Origin of the sequence: Mucilaginibacter phyllosphaerae (genome assembly GCF_004378255.1) — a bacterium.
GTDB classification, from domain to species: Bacteria; Bacteroidota; Bacteroidia; order Sphingobacteriales; family Sphingobacteriaceae; genus Mucilaginibacter; species Mucilaginibacter phyllosphaerae.
Genome location: NZ_SNQG01000001.1, coordinates 966,116 through 986,223, shown reverse-complemented (window position 1 = coordinate 986,223; position 20,108 = coordinate 966,116). Strand labels below are relative to the sequence as shown.

The window sequence follows — 20,108 nt, the reverse complement described above, 5'->3', positions numbered from 1 at the left end:
CCCCGTTATTGATCTTCTTTTTTTCAATTTACTTCTGTAACATTTAGGTTTTAGCAGGTATAGTTTATAATTTCGGCGTTATTCACATTTGCTTATGAAAATTATTGCTATTGGCCGTAACTACGCCGAACACGCTAAAGAATTAAATAACCCTGTACCAACCACTCCGGTGATTTTTATGAAGCCGGATACCGCCCTGCTGAAGGATAATAAACCTTTTTATCATCCTGAGTTTTCGCAGGATATCCATCACGAGATCGAGCTCGTGCTTAAAGTAAGCAAAGAGGGTAAGCATATTAACGAAAAATTTGCCGCCGGTTACTACGATGAAATTGCGCTTGGCGTAGATTTTACCGCAAGGGATATCCAATCTAAACATAAAGAAAAGGGCCTGCCCTGGGAGCTGGCCAAAGCCTTTGATCATTCGGCCCCGGTGAGCAACTTTTTACCAAAGGCCCGGTTTACAGATATCTACAATATAAACTTTAAGCTGGATATTAACGGCGAAACCCGCCAGCAGGGTAATACCAAAGATCTGTTGTTTTCGTTTGAACGTATCATTGTCTTTGTGTCCCGGTATATCACCCTTAAAAAAGGCGACCTGATATTTACCGGTACCCCCCAGGGTGTAGGCAAAGTTGCCGTTGGCGACCGGCTGGAAGGGTTTTTGGAGGGGGAGAAGCTTTTAGATTTTTATGTTAAATAAGGTATTACATACAGATAAACGATAACCTTAAAATTATACTGTCATGGTGGGCTTGTCGAACCATTAACCATTATGCAAAGCGTTTAAGTATTCGACAGGCTGACTGACAACCTAAAAACGGCGCCTTTTGCGCAATTAAATATCAAATATGTTGATTCGAACGGTGAGCCGGAAAATATTATTAAGTATTGCAGTACTGATCACGGCTGCATCCACCCACGCCCAGGATGTGATCCAAAGCAGGCAATACCCTCAAAACCAGTTTCGCTACCCGCTTGATCTGCCGCCAAGTACGGCAGGTTCTTTTGGCGAGCTTAGGGCAAACCACTTTCACTCCGGATTGGATTTTAAGACCAACCAGCGCATAGGCTTCCCGGTACATGCTGCTTACGACGGATATATCTCGCGTGTGCGCATCCAGTTTGGCGGTTTCGGGCAGGCTTTATATATCACCCACCCAAATGGTTTTACCACCGTTTACGGCCACATCGAAGCTTTTACACCTGAGATAGCCAAGTACATCCGCGATTATCAATACAAAAACCAAACATTCGAGGCTGATATTGCCCTGCCGGTTGGCCTGTTTAAGGTAAGCAAAGGCGATGTGGTAGCTACATCTGGTAACCGGGGGGCATCTGCCGGGCCGCATGTGCATTTCGAGATCAGAGATACGCTGACACAGGAAACCATCAATCCGCAGCTGTTTGGCCTAACCATTCCGGATAAAATACCACCTGCTATATCTGCTATTGGCATTTACCACTTAAACGGCAACGCCTTTAGCGAAAAAACGCCGAAAGAGTTTTTAGCCGTAACAGGCACCAACGGAAATTACCACTTAACCAGGCCACAGGTGCTAAACCTGAGCGGTAATGTGGGCTTTGGTATTTCCGTTATCGATCAAAACAGTGCTTCTTTTAACCGCAACGGCATTTACTCGTTAGAGCTTAAGCTGGATGGCATCACCATGTACACTTTTGCGGTAGAGCGTTTCGCGTTCGATCAAACACATGCCATCAATGCTTATATCGATTATCCGGTGTTTATTACCGCCCGCCGCTGGGTACAAAAATGCTTTATATTGCCCGGTAGCCGCATCTCGCTGTATCCGCAATCCATCAACCGCGGTATTATGGCTTTTAATGACGATAAACTGCACGAGGTACAATATATTGTAAAGGATATTGCCGGTAATACCTCCACCTTAACGCTCAAGGTACAATCCAATACCTCTGCGGGCAGCGCCATTGCCGATAAACCGCTGGGTACCCTGATGCGTTACGACCGCAAGAGCGAATTTATTAACGACAAAGTGAAGGTAATTATACAGCCCGGTAACTTGTATGACGATCTGGATTTTATGTATTCGGCTATGCCTGCAAAGCCGGGGGCGCTATCGTTAACCCACCGCATCCACAACAAACTAACGCCGATACACGACGACTATGAAATTTGGATAAAACCGGATGTAAGCCCCGGCGCCTATGCCGATAAAGCAGTTATAGTGAATGCCGCAACCGGCAGCATTGGCGGTACTTATGATGGTGGCTATGTAAAGGCAAAAGCACGCGCCTTTGGCGATTATTATATTAAGCTGGATACCGTTGCACCGGTTATTATCCCCATCAACATTCGTAACGGCAGCAATATGAAAGCCCTGCGCGCCATTAAACTGCGCATGAGCGATAACCTGAGCGGTATAAAAAGTTATGCAGGCAAAATTGACGGTAAATGGGTACTGGTAGAGTGGGACTATAAAACAAAAGTTTTAAGTTATACCTTTGATGATAGTATTGCAGCCGGCAGGCACAAGTTTGAGTTTACGGTAACCGATATAAAAAATAACGCAACTACATTTACAGCAGAATTTAACAGGTAAAAATATGGCAACCCCACAAGCAGGCGATAAAGCGCCAAACTTTACAGCAAACGACCAGAATGGCAACCCGGTTTCGCTGGCAGATTATAAAGGCAAAAACGTTATTCTGTATTTTTACCCAAAAGACGATACCCCCGGCTGCACGGCAGAAAGCTGCAGTTTCAGGGATAACTACCAATCGTTATTAGGCAAAGGCTTTGATGTGATCGGGGTGAGTGTAGACGACGAAAAATCGCACAAAAAGTTCGAGAGCAAATATCAGCTGCCCTTTACCCTGATAGCCGATACCGACCACAGTATTGTAGAAGCCTACGGCGTTTGGGTAGAAAAAAACATGTACGGCAAAAAATATATGGGTACCGCCCGCACCACTTTTATTATCAACGGCGATGGTATTATTGAGCAGGTGATAGCCAAGGTTGATACCAAAAATTCATCGCAGCAGGTGCTTGACCTGGTTGGATAAATGTATCTTTAACGCATATTCAAACAAAAAAGCGTTATATTTATTTAAAAGATAAATTTTAATAGATGGCCATTCAGGCAGAAGACGAAGAGATACTCAGCAAGTTTAGGGACGAAAAGACCCGTAACGAAGCATTTAACCTTTTGCTGAAAAAGTATCAGCAAAAAATATACTGGCATGTGCGCCGCATGGTTATCGATCATGACGATGCCGACGATATTGTGCAGGATGTGTTTATCAAGATCTGGAAAAACCTGCCGGGCTTTCGTAATGATGCGCAGCTATACACCTGGATGTACCGGATTGCCACCAACGAATGCATTACCTTTTTGAACAAGAAAAAAGCGAAGAACAACATCTCGTTGGATGATGTGGATTATGAACTGGCCGATACGCTTTCGGGCTCGGATCAGTTCAGCGGCGACCAGATCCAGCGAAAACTGCAGGAAGCTATATTAACCCTGCCCGATAAACAGCGCCTTGTTTTTAATATGAAGTATTTTGATGATATGAAATATGAAGAAATAAGCGATGTTTTAGGCACCAGCGTAGGCGCTTTAAAGGCATCCTACCACCTTGCGGTTAAAAAGATAGAAGCATTCATAACTAATTCCGATTAATTTAGTAGAATATTTAATTTAGCATTAAACCTTTTGAAAGATTGTTCATCTATAAGAGAGTATGAAAAGCGATATGGAGCATAACGAATGGGCGGACAAAGAAATGTCACTTGAACGGTTTTCTAAAGAAAACCCGTTTACGGTGCCATCCGGCTATTTTGAGGAGGCCGGTCAGCGCATATTGTCCCTTCTAAAATTAGATGAGTTTAAGCATGATGATGCGGCACAGGGGTTTACCGTGCCTGCAGATTATTTTGAAGAATTAAGCGCCAATATCCAAAGCAGGATAAACATTGAGGCAGTTGCCAATACCGATGAAGATGGTTTTACAGTACCCGAAGGGTATTTTAACCAGCTTACAAATACAATACAAAGCCGCATTAACATAGAAAGCGCTGCAGGCAGCAATGCCGAAGCATTTAGCGTGCCTGCAGGATATTTTGACAACTTGCAGCAGCAGATAACTGCGCGTATTGCTGTTGAAGAAATAGCAGATAAACAACCCGGGTTTACTGTACCCGATGGCTATTTTGAAAAGCTTAATACCGCAATTTTAAATAAAACTGTAAACCAGGAAGCGGTAATACGTAAAACTATTGTACGCAAGCTTTGGGCATCAAACACCTTTAAGTATGCTACCGCGGCTTGTTTGGCTTTAATAATTGGTGCGGGCGCCTTTTTAAGGGATGTGCAGCAACCGGTTACACACACGCAAACTTTTTTACATAAGCAGGTATCAAACATACCGGTAGACGAAATAAAAGACTACCTTGAACTGAATATAGATGCCAACGATACACGTGGCCTAATGGATAACGATAAGCAAATTAATACTGATGCCCTGGATGCCGATCTGCAGGAATATATTGATATTAATTAATAATACTTTTAATGAACAGGCTGTTTAGATATATTTTCTTTTTACTGGTATTTGCAATAAGTGACAATGATGTTTTTGCGCAGATAAATAATTTGCGACGCCCTGTGCCGTCTGTAAAAAACAGGATCGTGCGTAACCCTAAGCTACAGGCCGCACGCGACAAATTTATTGGCCAGCAACTTGCACTTACTGACGAAGAATCGCGCCGGTTTTGGCCTTTATACCGCCAGTACCAGCAGGAACTTACGGCCGTAAAAATATTAAAACGCCTCAACAACTCCAGTTCTACCGCCAACGGTATGGACCAGATAGATAAGGAACTTGAATATGATAACCAGATGGTGGTTATCCGCAAGCGCTACCGCGACGAATTTCTGAAAGTACTCCCCCCCGAAAAAGTGAGCGCACTTTATAAAAGTGAAGTTGAATTTACCAACGAACTGATCAAACAATTCAGCGAACGCAGCATCCGCGCGGGTAATTAATTAGTTAGTGATTTAATGAATTAGCGATTTAGTGATTGAAGTATCGCTTAGATTGCTGATTTTTGCATGAATGAATAAGTTTGTCAAAATTACTAATTAAGTAATGTTAACCCTTCGCCAACTCTTCTTAAATAACAACGCCCAAACAACGCATTTTCCGCTGTTGCTGGAATTTGAGCGTGCAGAAGGCGTTTATATTTACGATAAAACAGGCAAGGCCCATACAGATCTGATATCGGGCATTGGGGTAAGTAACCTGGGCCACAGCAACCCAAGGGTGGTGCAGGCTGTGAAAAACCAGGTTGATAAATACATGCACCTGATGGTGTATGGCGAATACGTGCAAACCCCGCAGGTGCGCTTTGCCGAAAAGCTGGTGAGCATCCTGCCCAAATCACTAAATTCTGTTTACTTCACCAATTCTGGCGGCGAAGCTGTAGAGGGGGCCCTGAAACTGGCCAAACGCTTTACCGGCAGGCAGCAGATAGTGGCATTTAATAACTCGTATCATGGCAGCACGCATGGCGCCTTAAGTGTTATGGGTAACGAAGAATTTAAACAAGCGTACCGCCCTTTATTACCGGGCATCAGTTTCATTAATCTGAATAGTTTGCCCGGCTTGGATCTGATAACCAGCCAAACCGCCTGCGTTATACTGGAAACCATACAGGGCGAGGCTGGTGTGCGTGTGCCGGATGCGGCCTATATGCAGGCCTTGCGCAACCGCTGTACACAGGTTGGCGCCTTGCTGATACTGGACGAGATACAGGCAGCATTTGGCCGTACAGGCAAGCTGTTTGCCTTTGAGCACTTTGATATTATACCCGATATATTGCTGCTGGCCAAAGCACTGGGCGGCGGCATGCCGGTTGGCGCGTTTATAGCAGGCGTTGATGTGATGGCGGCTTTAAAAGAAAATCCTATCCTGGGGCATATTACCACCTTTGGCGGCCACCCGGTTTGCTGCGCCGCCGGCCTGGCAGCGCTTGAGGTATTGCTGGAGGAAGGCCTGGTGCAACAGGTTGCCGAAAAAGAGGCCATCATCCGTAATTATCTTACCCATCCTGCCATTAAGCAAATTCGCGGCAAAGGCTTAATGCTGGCTGTAGAATTTAAGAGTTTTGAACTGAATAAAAAAATAATCGACCGGTGTATAGAAAACGGTATAATTACCGATTGGTTTCTGCATTGCAGCAATTCTATGCGTTTGGCCCCTCCGCTTATTATTACCGCTCCCCAGCTTATCAACGCCTGCAACATTATTACCGAGGCAATTGATTTTCATGCAGATGCAACTTGCGTAAAATAGATCAGATCAAATTGTGTTTAATTATAATTAAAAAATTAACTGAAAAATAAGTTTTTGGATAGTTTTTAAGCTAATTGGTACAATTTATGCAGGGTAGTAGCTATCCGGATAAATAGTGCATTTTTAGCCTGTATTGCTGTTTTAAGTAGCTTTAGATGCATACTTTTTGGGTCAGAATGATTTTTGAGTTATCAAATAAAATCATCCGGATATTAAAATTATAATAACATCTGCTGTATAAAAAATGAAAATCGCATACATATCAACTTACCCGCCGCGCGAATGTGGTATTGCCACATTTAACCATAATTTAATGAATGCTATCAACGCCAATTTCCCCGAAAGGAAGTCGCCGCTTGACGGGGGATACGTTGTTGCTTTAAACGATTCGGAGAATATTCAGGAATATGAATATCCTGCACATGTTAAATACGTTGTTCGCCAAAACCATCAAAAAGATTACATCCGCGCAGCAAATTATATCAACACCAGTTCTGTTGATGCCGTGATATTAGAGCATGAATTTGGCATCTATGGCGGCGAAAGCGGCATTTATATTTTACCGCTGATAAACCGGTTAGAAAAACCGCTGATATCTATCCTGCACACCATATTAAAAGACCCCAGCTACGTACAGCGCATCATCATCCGCGAAATTGCCGAGCAATCGTCAAAGATCATCGTGATGAGCAAACGTGCGGTTGAATTCCTGACCACCATATATGATATCCCCGAAGATAAAATTCAGATCATAGAGCACGGTGTGCCTGATCTGGAAGCCCCGGAGGTAAACCCGGTTAAAAACTTAAGTCAGTTTAAAAACCACCGGGTGATGCTTACATTTGGTTTATTAAGCCGTAATAAAGGTTTAGAAACTGTAGTAAAAGCATTACCAAAAATAGTTGCCAAACATCCCGATGTAATGTATGTGGTATTGGGTAATACCCATCCGGGCGTTATCAAAAACTCGGGCGAGGAATACCGCGACCACCTGAAAAGCCTGGCTGCGCAGCTAAATGTTTCCAAGCATCTGTCATTCATCAATAAATTTGTGGCCGAAGATGAACTGATAGATTACTTAACCGCTGCCGAAGTTTATGTTACCCCATATCTTAACGAAGCACAGATAACCAGCGGTACGCTATCTTATGCAGTTGGGGCAGGGGCTGCTGTGGTATCAACACCTTACTGGCATGCTACCGAGTTGCTGGCTGATGGCCGCGGGCGTTTATTTGAATTTAAAAATGCAGATGCCCTTGCCGAAACGGTTAACGAATTGTTAGATAACAAAGAGGTTTTAGATGAACTAAAAACAAATGCATACGAATATGGGCTGCATTTACGCTGGCCTGCAACCGGCGCAGAGTTTATCCGTGTAGCACAGATAGCTGCAGCCAAACACGATTTTAGCGATAAGATCTTAAAAAACAGTATTGTTGACCCGGAGATATTGCCAAAATTCAGCCTTACGCACGTTTTGCGCCTAACCGATGATACCGGTATTGTACAACACGCTAAATACGGGATCCCCAACTTAAAGGAAGGTTATTGCCTGGACGATAACTCCCGCGCCCTTATTATGGCTTTGATGGCCTACCAGCGCAGCAAAAGTAATGATGCCTTTAAACTGCTGCCTATTTATTTAAGTTATATCCACTACATGCAAACAGAGGATGGTAACTTCCGTAATTTTTTAAGTTTTAGCCGCCAGTACCTGGATGAAGTAGGATCCGAAGATTCATTTGGCCGCACCATCTGGGCTTTAGGCCACTTAATAAATTGCGCGGCAAGTAATTCTTACCGCGAGTTTGCGATGGAGATCTTCCATAAATCTTACCCGCATTTTAAGGCTTTAAAACATATCCGCGGGCAGGCAAATACCATTATCGGGATAGCTTTGTACCTGCAGGCATTCCCAACGGATGAAGGTATAGTTGCCGAACTGGTGCGCTTAACCCAGCCGTTAATTGATGCTTACGAAAACACCCGGTCTGATGATTGGGAGTGGTTTGAAGAAAGCATGACCTATGATAACGCCATTCTTCCGCTGGCCCTGTTGCACTCGTGCGAGATAACAGGTAACCAGAAAGCGAAAGACATCGCCCTTAAAACGATGGCATTTTTAGATAAATTAACCCTGTCTAACGGGTACTTAAGCCCTGTTGGTAACGACGGCTGGTATTACCGTGGCGGTAAATTCCCTACGTTTGACCAGCAGGCTATCGAAACGATGGCCATGGTACTGATGCATTTCCAGGCCTACCAGATCTTCCGCAAGCCGCAGTATATCGAAAAAATGTTTTTGAGCTATAAGTGGTTCCTGGGCGAAAATACGTTACGCGCACCGCTTTACGACCATGAAACCAAGGGCTGCTGCGATGGTTTATTGCCAACAGGCATCAACCGTAACCAGGGTGCCGAAAGTACATTAGCGTACCTGATATCGCACCTTACCGTGCTAAAGGCGTTTGAACTGGAGTACGAGTATAATAAGTTGGATGAGCAGGTAAAGATGTGCTAAAATGAAAGCAGCTATTTTAGCCCCCGTTGCCTGGCGCACACCGCCCAGGCATTACGGCCCGTGGGAACAGGTTGCCTCTAACATTGCCGAAGGCTTGATAAACCATGGCGTAGATGTTACGCTTTTTGCCACAGGTGACTCTGTTACCGAAGGTAAATTGCAATCCGTATGCGCGCAAGGCTACGAGGAAGACCGTACCCAGGATGCCAAAGTACTGGAGTGCCTGCACATCAGCAACCTGATGGAGCAAGCCGGTGATTTTGACATCATCCATAATAATTTTGATTTTTTGCCATTAAGTTATACCGGGCTGATCAATACCCCGGTGATCACTACCATACATGGCTTTTCATCGCCGCGGATCATCCCGGTTTATAAAAAGTACAATTCGCGCGGGCATTATGTATCTATCAGCAATGCCGATCGCAGCACCGAGCTGGATTACATCGCAACGGTTTATAACGGCTTAAATACCGAAGATTTTAAGTTTACCGAACACCCGCAGGACTACCTGCTCTACTTTGGCCGTATCCATCATGATAAAGGTCCTTTAGAGGCGATTGAAGTGTCAAAAAAGGCGAAAAAAAGGCTAATAATTGCCGGTATCATCCAGGACGAAAACTACTTTAAAGAACGGGTAGAGCCCCAGTTGAACGACCAGATCCAATACATTGGCCCGGCCGGCCCCGACAAGCGGAACGAGCTTTTAGGCAATGCCCTGGCCCTGCTGCACCCTATAAATTTTGCCGAACCCTTTGGAATGAGCGTGGCCGAAGCTATGCTGTGCGGCACCCCGGTGATCGCGTTCAACAAAGGATCGATGCCAGAGCTGATCCGGCACGGAAAAACGGGTTTTTTGGTAAATACTGTAGATGAAGTGGTGGATGTAATAGGGCAACTGGGCGCTATCAACCGTAAAGATTGCCGCGATTGGGCCAGTTCCCAATTTTCAAAAGAGAAAATGGCAGGGGACTATTTTAAACTATATCAGCAGATCCTGGGCCTGTAAAAACCTGTCTATACCAGTTTCCTCATGGCCATAATATAACCAATATGTAAGCCTTCGTGGAAGGGTAAGAAGGCAAGGGCATCTTCAATATTAGCTATCTTTACGCCGTAACGGGTTGTCCATGCCGGGTAATTGGTAAAAACGCTGTCGGCATAATCTTTTTTTAACTGATCTAAACTGCTTACCAGTAGTTGTTTAATGTTCTCAAACTCCTCCTCATCAACTGGTGCTTCTGGTTTGCTTTCCGGTTTATATCGCTGAAAGAAAGCATCATCAACCCAGGTATTTAACCCGGCACGTTTGTAGCACACACCTTGCTGGGCGGCTACCATGTGGCCCAGGTTCCAGATAATGTTGTTGTTAAAACCCGCCGGTATGGTGTTTAACTGCGCTACTGTAAAGCCCTGTAATGTTTCTAATATTTTTATGCGCGGTTGCAGCATAATATCTAATTGTTTATCAAGCATAGCTGTAAGTCTTTATTATCAACGCTCAAATCTAAAATAATCCGGCTGATTAAGCATACTGTGCATGCGGCTTTTATTTTACATTTGCAGCATAATCTGATAAATGGCAAACACGGCAAGCAATTCTGTACAGTATGATAAACCTATATGGTATTTTATACTATGCTGGATGCTGCTTAACGCCATACAGGCATACACTTTAGAACTGCATGCCGATGAGGCCTACTATTGGATGTTTGCCCAAAAGCTGGATTGGGGCTATTTTTATCATCCGCCTATGGTGGCCCTGTTCATCAAGATAGGCGATGCCCTTATACCTAACGAACTTGGTTTACGCCTGCTTACCGTATTAAGTAACAGCCTGGCTATTTATCTGCTATGGTTAATCTTAAAACGATACCAGGTAAGCCCCAAATGGTTTATGTTACTCGTGTCGGGCATATTGATATTTCATGTGTACGGCTTTACCAGCACGCCCGATGCACCGTTGTTTTTCTTTGCGGTGCTGTTTTATTATTGCTACCAAAAATACCTGGATCAGGATAGCTGGCTAACAGCTTTTGCCATCGGTATTATCGTGGCCTGCCTGCTTTACAGCAAATATCACGGGGTGCTATTGGTTGGTTTTACGCTGCTATCAAACCTTAAGCTGTTTAACCGTAAAACCTTTTATCTGGCTATACTAACCGGGCTTGCAGTTTATACGCCGCATATTTTGTGGCAGATGCATAGGGGGTTCCCGGCGATTAATTACCAGTTATTTGAGCGTTCATCGGCTTTTGGGTATGATGTATCTATCAGTATCACTTATGTAGTAGGGCAGCTTTTACTGGGCGGCGCCTTTATCAGCTGGTTTTTGTTTTATAAAGGTTTAGGCACTAAAGTAACAGATGTATTTACGCGTGCACTCATATTTAATGCCATCGGCACATTCGGCTTTTTTTTGTTGAATACCCTAAAAGTGAATGTGCAGCCGCATTATACGTTAATTGCTTTCATCCCGTTGTTATGCCTTGCCCTTATCAGTTTTGCCCGTCAAAATTTTAATGGCAAATGGTTTTACAGGCTGGCAATTGCAAATATTGTGCTGATACTTTTGTTGAGGATTTCGCTGATAGGCGGCTTCCCTTATATAAAAAAGGTGGAAGCTTTAAAAAGTTATTTTGGTTTTCATGAATGGGCAGGCCTGGTACATCAAAAGGCGGGGAATGCTTTTATAGTGATGGACGAGGGTTTTCAAAATCCATCTAAATACAGTTATTACACCCGCAGCCTTAAAGGTTTTGCGTACGACTCGCGGTATTACGGGCGCACAATGTTTGATATCTGGCCGATGGAAGACAGCCTGCAGCATCAGCGCATTTATTTTTTAGTAAAAAATAATATGCCCGGCATTACAACCGATAGCATTAAATGTAATGCCGGCACGTGGTATGGCGGCTGGGTAGGTGATGCACGTACCTATCAAAAAATAGCTATAAACACCAAAGAAACGCTCATTAAAGCCAAACCCGGCCAAAAGTTTGAATTTGACCTTACGATAACCAATCCCTATCCTTTTGCTGTTAATTTTACCAACGCCGGCTATAAGCACCCGGTAACGTTAGAGGCCTGTTTTTTTGTGCATGTTACGCCCATTAGCGTACAACCGGCAGATAGTATGTTTAATAATATTGCCTTGCCAAAAGGAGCAAGCAAACATTACAGGATGGCAGTAACTGCGCCCATGCAAAAAGGCACGTTTGATTTGTTTTTTTCTTTGCGCACAGAGCCGTTTGCGGGTAGTAAAAACAGCCGCATTATAAATTTTACAGTTGAATAAATCGCGAAAGCATGATCAAAAAAATATACTTAGTATTATTAGTTACTATACTTACAGCCCGGGTGGCAAGCGCACAGAACGTTGATTTTCATGTAAATGGAATGAGCTTTTTTGATAACCGCGAGTATAAGGAATTTGTACAGCGCTCGCGCACTTACTCGGGCGTGCGTATTACGGCCGATGCAGGCTTTAATATCGATAGCAGCAACCATTTTATTTTTGGCGCTAATGCCCTGCACGAGTTTGGGGGGAATCCGTTTTTTGTGCGGGTTAACCCGGTAGCCTATTACAGCTACACCGGTAAAAACTGGCTGTTTAACGCAGGTGCCTTTAACCGCGAAGGTTTGTTGACCGATTACCCGCGCGCCATGCTGAATGATACCCTGCGCTATTTTCGCCCTAATGTAGAGGGTTTGCTAACGCGATTTAAAAACAGCCATGTTACCGAAACCGTTTGGATAGATTGGGTGAGCCGCCAAACCAATGTAGATAGGGAACAGTTCCTGTTTGGCTTTTCGGGTAAATATCAGCCATCGTTAGATGGGCCGTTTTACGTATCGCACTATTTTTTTTTACTGCATGATGCCGGCCCGGCAATAGCTATTCCTGATGACCATATCAGAGACAATGGCGCGGCACAGATCAGGATAGGAGCTAACTTTAGCCACAAAACGTTTCTGGATTCTTTGAATGTTGAAGCTGGCGGCATGCTATCTTTAGAACGCACCCGCGGAATAGACGGCTGGCAAAAGCCAACCGGTTTTGTAGCAAGCGTTTATGCGGGTTATAAACGTTTTGCCCTTTATGATGAATTTTATAAAGGCGATGGCCATCATATTGCCTTTGGCGATGCTTATTACCAGTACAAAACATACAATCGTTTAGATATTATTTACACCCCGTTTATAGCTAACGGCCTGCGTGGGCAATTTGTATTAAGCCTGCACAATACCCCCGGATATTTCAGTAATCAGGAGGCTTTCCGTTTAACGTATGATATTGGCAGGAAAAGGATAGTAAAGTTTAAAGATTAGCACCTGGAATTAAATGGTGAAAGGCAATTCGCTTGACGTGTTTTTTACAATATTAGCTTGGATGAGCCGCTAGCCCCCGGTTAAATAAACGCGGCTAAAATGTATAATAAACATTTATTCAGACAGTTCGCTTTAAATATCACGTGTTTTGCTATCTTCGCAGGGTTACCGCCTAATGAAGAAAAACTTACTGATTTTCAGTTTGCTTATCACAATTTCAGCTCCTAAACTTTTAGCACAAGAGTATAGTCTTTCTGGTTGGGTAGCATTGTTTTACACCCAAAAATTCACGAAGAAATGGGGCGTATCTGTTGACGCGCAATCCCGTTCGGCTAATAATTACGCCATGTGGGATCACGCTTATAAGTCAAATCCCGGTACGGTTAACTACGATTATGTTACTACGCTATTATTGCGCCCATCGTTAAATTACTATTTTGCTAATAAAATGATTTCGGTGGGGTATGTATATATTGCTACAAACTCCTGGGCTACAGATAGTGCAAAGACTTTTAACCCCGAAAGCCGCAGTTGGGAGCAATTTAGCATTAATACTAAAATTGGCAAAGCGGCCATCCTGCAGCAGCGTTTTAGGTTAGAACAGCGTTTTTTAGCCAATACCACCGCCAAACAAACTCCTTATTTTTCGCAACGCCTGCGTTATTTTGCCAGGGCTGTTATACCGTTAAAAAAAACTGCTGTATTTACTAATGGCGTATTTGTAGGTTTACAGAACGAGGTATTTGCCAATGTGCAAAACAATCACAATGTAAATTATCACCTTTTTGATCAGAACCGTGCTTACGTATCCCTGGGTTTTCGTATGAAAAAAAGGGCTGATCTGGAATTTGGATACCTTAACCAGTTTGTGCAGCAAAAAACAAGCACCTATTTTAACCACGTAATACAGGCAGCCATTTATACCCGGTTTTAATGCAAGCAAGGTTGTGCCAGGCCTGGTTATCTTTAAGGCGATTTTTTTAAATTTGCCGAAGCCCGGCAAAAATTACATGTGTTTTTGTTAGTATTGTAATTATCTATGTTATGAAAAAGAGTTTAATACTACTGCTATTGATCATCCTGCTTGCTCCAAGGGTTTTCGCTCAGGAGAACCGTTTTGCTGGCTGGGCCGCATTGTTCCATACCCAAAAATTTTCGCCAAAATGGGGTATGTCATTTGATGCGCAGTTCCGGTCTGCCAATCATTATGATTATCTGCAGAACATACTTTTGCGGCCATCGTTAAACTATTATTTCGATAAAAATAAAATGGCAGCCCTGGGTTATGCCTATATTGCTACCAATGGCCGCGCGGCAGGCGGTGCAGAAACCTTCAGGCCAGAGAGCCGCATCTGGCAGCAGCTGATCATTAATACTAAAATTGGTAAGGCTGCCACCCTGCAGCACCGTTTTAGGTTAGAGCAGCGTTTTTTAGGGAACACTACCGCTAAACAGGATCATTATTTTTCGCAGCGCCTGCGGTATTTTGCCAGGGCTGTTGTACCACTCAAAAAAACGGATGTATTTAGTAAAGGCGCCTTTATCGGTTTGCAAAACGAGGTTTTTGCCAATGTGCAAAATAACCATAAAGTAAATAAGCACTTTTTCGATCAGAACCGTGCTTACGTATCATTTGGCTACCGCTTACAAAAGGAATTAGACCTGGAGTTTGGTTACCTTAATCAGTTTGTGCAGCAAACATCAAGCACTTATTTTAACCACGTATTGCAGGCGGCTATCTATACCAGGTTTTAGTGGCCCACTTAAAATATCGACTGCAAAATAAGCGTTTAGTTAACTAACTTGCAACATGCCCACGCTTAGTAACGATCAACATATACGCCAGCTGGCCAACCTGGAATTGCTTGCCCGGCAGGTGGTAGAAGGCTTTATAACCGGGCTGCACCAAAGCCCGTTTCATGGGTTTTCGGTAGAATTTGCCGAGCACAGGCTATATAATAACGGCGAATCTGTAAAAAATATCGATTGGAAACTGCTGGCCCGTACCGATAAACTTTTTGTAAAACAGTTTGAAGAAGAAACCAACCTGCGTTGTTTTTTGCTGCTGGATACCTCATCCAGCATGAATTTCCCCGCAGAGGGTATAAATAAGCTGCAGTTTTCCATTTATGCCATAGCATCGTTAATGTACCTGTTTAAAAAGCAGCGGGATGCTTTTGGGTTATGCCTGTTTGCGGATCAGATGGACTGGATGAGCCCGGCCCGGTCTACATCTACGCACCTTTTTAGGTTATATGCCGAACTGGAAAAGGCTTATGAGCATCCTAAACAAAATACAGCTACCCATATTACGAAGGTACTGCACCATATAGCCGGCGAGATCCATCAGCGCAGTATGGTTATCATTTTTAGTGATATGCTGGAGAATAGCCTTGACCCCGAAAAAACGCAGCAGCTTTTTGCCGCCATACAGCACCTTAAATATAAAAAGCACGAGGTAATAATATTTAATGTGACCAGCAAACAGCACGAACTTGATTTTAATTTTGATAATCGCCCTCATCATTTTGTAGATATAGAAACCGGTACCGAGGTACGTGTACATCCCAACAAAATTCGCGACAGTTATCAATCGGCCCTGAAAAATTACCGCCATCAACTGGAACTAAAATGCGCCCAGCATCACATACAACTAATAGATGCCGATATTGAGCAGGGTTATAACGAGATCTTAAAAACCTACCTGATCAAAAGGAACAGCATGATTTAAACTTTTAGTCCTAAAAGGGTCTAACGGGTAGGGCAGGCTGTGAATTAACAGTCCAATGTTATACTATAACTGTAATATTTACAGCATTTAGCAAGGTTTGTGAAATTGCTCAAATCAATTTTGCAGGCATGGTGTTATTGAATAAACGCATATTTTAAGTATGAGACTTTCTGTAGAACGAAAACCAATAAGAGTAAATCCCGATCCGAAACGTGTAATAGCGCGATTTTTTTTCAATGGTAATGATCGTGCCAAAGAAGTATTACAGCGTGTAATGGGCATAAGCGAGGAAACCGCCTTTGGTATTGTATCACCCCTGCTGCAGGAGTATTCTAAACGGCACCGTAATATTACACGTGTGCTTAACCGCCATTGCAGCAAATTAAAACCTCTGATAGCCGAACTGGGTATTGATTTTGATACCCTTACTGTTTACCGCAAACTGCTTATCGGCTCGTATTTTACGCATGAGTATTCAATTGAATCGGCGGCATTCTTTAACCCTTCGATCATAGAAGACCCTGACCAAACCGAAATGGAAGACGGCCAAAGGCGTGTTATCATCAGCTTTAGGGCAGTGGGCGAGGGGCATATCTCTTCTATCACATTTCGCAGGGCGATGATAGATAAGCATAACCAGATAACCGTTTTGCCGGCCGGTAGCTATATTGATGAAGCCGAAATTGTACGTAACGCAGTTTATAATAAAAAACTTTTTTTAGAAAAAGCGGCCATCACCCAGATCAACATCAGCGTGTTGAAGGAACTGGAAGACAAACTCGACCACCATTTTGAGTATTCTAACCTGCGCCGCATTATTCTTGATTCGCAAAAACTGCAGGAAGATGATATGATGCGCCTGGAGTATGATAAAGTATTGTGGCTGGCCGATTCCTACTATGAAATTGTTTTTTCGCTGGATACGGATATCTCTGACAGGGTAATTTTCCCTATCTCTGAATATGAGCGCAAGGGTATAGAAGATGCTCGCTTTGTTAAGTTTTTTAATGAGGATGGTACTTATGTTTACTACGCCACTTACACGGCCTACGATGGGTCGTTGATTATGCCCAAGTTGCTGCAAACCACCGATTTTTATAATTTTAAAATAATGCCATTATATGGCGCCGGTGCACAGAACAAAAATCTGGCGCTCTTTCCGCGTAAAATAAACGGGCGTTACGCCATGATATCACGTATCGACGGTTGCAACAACTACATCATGTATTCTGATAAGATCAATATATGGGAGAAACCCGATCTGTTGCAAAAACCCAAATTTACCTGGGAGTTTGTACAGATAGGTAACTGCGGTTCGCCAATTGAAACCAAGGATGGCTGGATTGTGATAACCCATGGTGTTGGCCCGATGCGCCGTTATGTACTCGGCGCAAGTTTATTGAAACTGGATGACCCTACTATTGAGATAGGGCGCCTGAAAGAGCCCCTGTTGGTACCTAACAGCGATGAGCGCGAAGGATATGTGCCAAACGTACTATACTCCTGCGGGTCTATCGTACACAACAATAAACTGATCATCCCTTACGGCATTTCAGATTCATCAACATCTTTTGCCGAGGTTGACCTGGACGAACTTTTAGCCAGGTTTAAGGAAGACGGGATAGAGGAGTAAGCGGGCATTATAACCGATTTTTTAGAATAGACAACTGTTAAAAGGTTGTCTATTCTTATTTAATGTCGGCCTAACCTCTGTATTCACTATCGTTCTAATTTAGCATTATCGCCTTTGCCCATTACGCTGTGTTTGTAGCCATAGCTAAAATATATTACCAGGCCTATAATAAGCCATGCCAGGAAACGGATCCAGCTTTCGTATTCTAACTCGGCCATCAGGTAAAAACAGCTCACCAGGCCTAAGACAGGGATTAGCGAGAGTTTTTTTACAAAGGATAACACGGCCAAAGTTGCCGAAAGGATGATGAACAAAAAGTAAGGGAATTTATGGTGTAAAGCTTCGCCGCTTACTAAATTTATAATGTTGCTGCGGAAAAAGAAAACACCCACGATAAATAAAGCGGGTACTATAAATTGCGAGTTGATATAAGGCAGATGGAACTTGCCCTTAACAGCGGCTTCGCGCGGTAGTAAAAGTACACCGCCACAAACCAGTACAAAGGCAAAAAGGGTACCTATGCTGGTTAAATTGGTAACCTCGGTAAGGTTTAAAAATAAGGCCGGTATGGCTACCACAAAACCGGTAACTATGGTAGCAAATGATGGCGTATGAAATTTAGGGTGGATGCGCGAAAATGCTTTAGGTAATAAACCGTCGCGGCTCATGCTCATCCAGATGCGTGGCTGCCCTAACTGGAAGATCAATAACACGCTTGCTGTAGCAATAACCGCACTGATAGATATCACATAACTGATGTTTTTTAAACCAACCTTGGCAAATACATAAGCCAGCGGATCGCCAACCCTAAGGTCTTTATAACTCACCATACCGGTAAGAACTAAAGCAATAAGAATGTATAAAACCGTACAGATAACCAGCGAATAGATCATGCCGCGCGGTAAATCTTTTTGTGGGTTCTGGCATTCCTCGGCCGTGGTAGATATGGCATCAAACCCAATATAGGCAAAAAACACCCCCGAAACGCCCTTCATCACCCCACCAAAGCCATTAGGTAAAAACGGGTGCCAGTTGGCAGGTGTAACGTAAAAAAAGCCGATCACAATAACTGCTATTACGATGGCTATTTTAAGATAAACCATGGCATTGGTAGCTTTTTTAGTTTCGCGGATGCCGATATAAACCAGATAGGTAATTACAATAACAATAGCCAATGCGGGCAGGTTGGCAATAAACTTGATATTGCCGCTGCCCGGTGCCGTGGCCCAGGCTGATGCTGCAATGCGCATACGGTCGGTAATATCTGTAAGATGGCCGCTGGCGGTTAATTCCTGTACCTTTTCGTGTGCGGTAAAGGCCGAGAAGTAATCCATCGTAACCCAGGCCGGCAGGTGGATCTTAAATCCTTCCAGCAGGTTTACAAAGTATTCGCTCCAGGATATGGCTACCGCAATATTGCCTATCGCATATTCCATCAGCAAATCCCAACCAATTATCCAGGCGATCAGTTCGCCAAAGGAGGCATACGCATAGGTATAGGCGCTGCCTGCAACCGGTATGCGCGATGCAAACTCTGCATAGCACAAAGCCGAAAAACCACAGGTAATAGCTGTAATAACAAACAGGATACTTACACCCGGCCCACCCTGAAACGAGGCCTCGCCGATGGTGGAGAAGATGCCCGCGCCAACAACGGCGGCTATACCCATCAGGGTAAGATCTTTTACATTTAAGGCTTTTTCCAGCTGGGATGCGCTGCCCGGGTGCTCACTGTCACTAAAACCGCTGGCAACATCAGCTAAAATTTTAGAGACTGATTTTCTACGAAATATACTTTTAGACATGTAGTTTGGATCAGTTGGTCTTTTTCAAACCAAACATAACCATTTTTTTGCATTGAAAAAGTATATGCTTATTTTGTGCCGATGAATGCAGGCGCAAAAGATGTTTTGTATAAAATACGTTACTTTTTTATACCGTATGTTTTTATCCTCTGTGCCTGCCTTATCCTCAAATTGCTTTATACCCGTGCAGAAATTTACTTTGCAGTAAATGGTTTCCATACCAATTTTTTAGATAGCATACAACCATACCTAACCGATATTGGCGATGGGCTTACCGTGATTGTATTAGCGGCAATATTGCTGCTGTTTAGTTACAGGGCAGCCTTCCTGCTGATAACCGGCTATGCCTTAACATCCCTTACCGCACAGATGTTAAAGTATTGCTTTGACATGCCCCGGCCAAAAGCCTATTTCAGCGATCAGCTGGATAAGATCCATTTTGTAAAAGGCCTGTACATTTTAACCGTGCATAGCTTCCCTTCGGGGCATACGGTTACCGCATTTTCTGCTGCGGTGGTAATAACCTATCTGCTGAAAAATAAAAGCTGGGGTATAGTTATGCTGTTAGTTGCGTTAACGGTTGGTTACTCGCGTATGTATCTTAGCCAGCATTTTTTTGAGGATGTAATGGCGGGGTCGGTAATTGGGGTAATAATAACTGTTGCCTGGCTGAGTTATATTGACCGTAAACAGGTTATAAATAGCCCCCGGTGGAACCGGGGACTGCTGAAAAGGGCATGA

General features: G+C 43.6%; 18 protein-coding genes. 16 read left to right on the top strand and 2 right to left on the bottom strand.

What is annotated here, in order from left to right:
- The first annotated feature begins 94 nt into the window (after positions 1 to 94).
- The 9 genes from E2R65_RS04260 to E2R65_RS04220 all read left to right on the top strand — a co-directional run bounded on the left by E2R65_RS04260 (position 95) and on the right by E2R65_RS04220 (position 9,875).
- Positions 95 to 706, top strand: coding sequence for a fumarylacetoacetate hydrolase family protein (locus E2R65_RS04260; protein WP_134335223.1), 612 nt, complete (start codon positions 95 to 97; stop codon positions 704 to 706).
- 148 nt (positions 707 to 854) lie between these two features.
- Positions 855 to 2,585, top strand: a complete 1,731-nt coding sequence (locus E2R65_RS04255) for a M23 family metallopeptidase (RefSeq protein ID WP_134335222.1) — start codon at positions 855 to 857, stop codon at positions 2,583 to 2,585.
- A 4-nt stretch (positions 2,586 to 2,589) separates the two neighbouring features.
- Positions 2,590 to 3,051: a thioredoxin-dependent thiol peroxidase gene (gene bcp / locus E2R65_RS04250; protein ID WP_134335221.1), complete on the top strand. Its 462-nt coding sequence runs from the start codon at positions 2,590 to 2,592 to the stop codon at positions 3,049 to 3,051.
- Between the two features lie 65 nt (positions 3,052 to 3,116).
- Positions 3,117 to 3,671, top strand: a complete 555-nt coding sequence (locus E2R65_RS04245) for an RNA polymerase sigma factor (protein ID WP_134335220.1) — start codon at positions 3,117 to 3,119, stop codon at positions 3,669 to 3,671.
- Positions 3,672 to 3,732: 61 nt separating this feature from the next.
- Positions 3,733 to 4,551, top strand: a complete 819-nt coding sequence (locus tag E2R65_RS04240; RefSeq protein WP_134335219.1) for a hypothetical protein — start codon at positions 3,733 to 3,735, stop codon at positions 4,549 to 4,551.
- Between the two features lie 11 nt (positions 4,552 to 4,562).
- The gene (locus tag E2R65_RS04235) at positions 4,563 to 5,036 is read left to right on the top strand and encodes a hypothetical protein (RefSeq protein ID WP_134335218.1); all 474 of its coding nucleotides are present in this window, start codon (positions 4,563 to 4,565) and stop codon (positions 5,034 to 5,036) included.
- A gap of 103 nt (positions 5,037 to 5,139) precedes the next feature.
- Positions 5,140 to 6,345 (top strand): aspartate aminotransferase family protein, encoded by a 1,206-nt coding sequence (locus E2R65_RS04230; RefSeq protein WP_134335217.1) that lies wholly within the window; start codon positions 5,140 to 5,142, stop codon positions 6,343 to 6,345.
- A gap of 244 nt (positions 6,346 to 6,589) precedes the next feature.
- Complete coding sequence (locus E2R65_RS04225; protein ID WP_134335216.1) at positions 6,590 to 8,866, top strand: glycosyltransferase family 4 protein; 2,277 nt, start codon at positions 6,590 to 6,592, stop codon at positions 8,864 to 8,866.
- 1 nt (position 8,867) lies between these two features.
- A complete protein-coding gene (locus E2R65_RS04220) occupies positions 8,868 to 9,875 on the top strand; it encodes a glycosyltransferase family 4 protein (RefSeq protein ID WP_134335215.1) in 1,008 nt (335 codons plus the stop codon).
- Between the two features lie 8 nt (positions 9,876 to 9,883).
- On the opposite strand, the gene E2R65_RS04215 is transcribed toward E2R65_RS04220, so the two are convergent.
- Positions 9,884 to 10,342, bottom strand: a complete 459-nt coding sequence (locus tag E2R65_RS04215; protein ID WP_134335214.1) for a DinB family protein — start codon at positions 10,340 to 10,342, stop codon at positions 9,884 to 9,886.
- A 103-nt stretch (positions 10,343 to 10,445) separates the two neighbouring features.
- On the opposite strand from E2R65_RS04215, the gene E2R65_RS04210 reads away from it, so the two are divergent.
- The 6 genes from E2R65_RS04210 (at position 10,446) to E2R65_RS04185 (ending at position 17,562) form a co-directional block, all read left to right on the top strand.
- The gene (locus tag E2R65_RS04210) at positions 10,446 to 12,164 is read left to right on the top strand and encodes an ArnT family glycosyltransferase (protein ID WP_134335213.1); all 1,719 of its coding nucleotides are present in this window, start codon (positions 10,446 to 10,448) and stop codon (positions 12,162 to 12,164) included.
- Between the two features lie 11 nt (positions 12,165 to 12,175).
- Positions 12,176 to 13,198 carry a hypothetical protein gene (locus tag E2R65_RS04205; RefSeq protein ID WP_134335212.1) on the top strand — a complete coding sequence of 341 codons (1,023 nt, stop codon included), beginning with the start codon at positions 12,176 to 12,178 and terminating at the stop codon, positions 13,196 to 13,198.
- A 175-nt stretch (positions 13,199 to 13,373) separates the two neighbouring features.
- Entirely contained in the window at positions 13,374 to 14,132 is a 759-nt protein-coding gene (locus E2R65_RS04200) for a DUF2490 domain-containing protein (RefSeq protein ID WP_134335211.1), read from the top strand.
- Positions 14,133 to 14,242: 110 nt separating this feature from the next.
- Positions 14,243 to 14,953: a DUF2490 domain-containing protein gene (locus tag E2R65_RS04195; RefSeq protein WP_134335210.1), complete on the top strand. Its 711-nt coding sequence runs from the start codon at positions 14,243 to 14,245 to the stop codon at positions 14,951 to 14,953.
- A gap of 55 nt (positions 14,954 to 15,008) precedes the next feature.
- Positions 15,009 to 15,929 carry a DUF58 domain-containing protein gene (locus tag E2R65_RS04190; RefSeq protein WP_134335209.1) on the top strand — a complete coding sequence of 307 codons (921 nt, stop codon included), beginning with the start codon at positions 15,009 to 15,011 and terminating at the stop codon, positions 15,927 to 15,929.
- Between the two features lie 160 nt (positions 15,930 to 16,089).
- Positions 16,090 to 17,562, top strand: coding sequence for a glycoside hydrolase family 130 protein (locus E2R65_RS04185; protein ID WP_134335208.1), 1,473 nt, complete (start codon positions 16,090 to 16,092; stop codon positions 17,560 to 17,562).
- 86 nt (positions 17,563 to 17,648) lie between these two features.
- On the opposite strand, the gene E2R65_RS04180 is transcribed toward E2R65_RS04185, so the two are convergent.
- On the bottom strand, positions 17,649 to 19,367 hold the full coding sequence (locus E2R65_RS04180; protein WP_134335207.1) for an amino acid permease: 1,719 nt from the start codon (positions 19,365 to 19,367) through the stop codon (positions 17,649 to 17,651).
- Between the two features lie 81 nt (positions 19,368 to 19,448).
- Between E2R65_RS04180 and E2R65_RS04175 the strand changes: the two genes are divergently transcribed.
- Positions 19,449 to 20,108, top strand: a complete 660-nt coding sequence (locus E2R65_RS04175) for a phosphatase PAP2 family protein (RefSeq protein ID WP_134335206.1) — start codon at positions 19,449 to 19,451, stop codon at positions 20,106 to 20,108.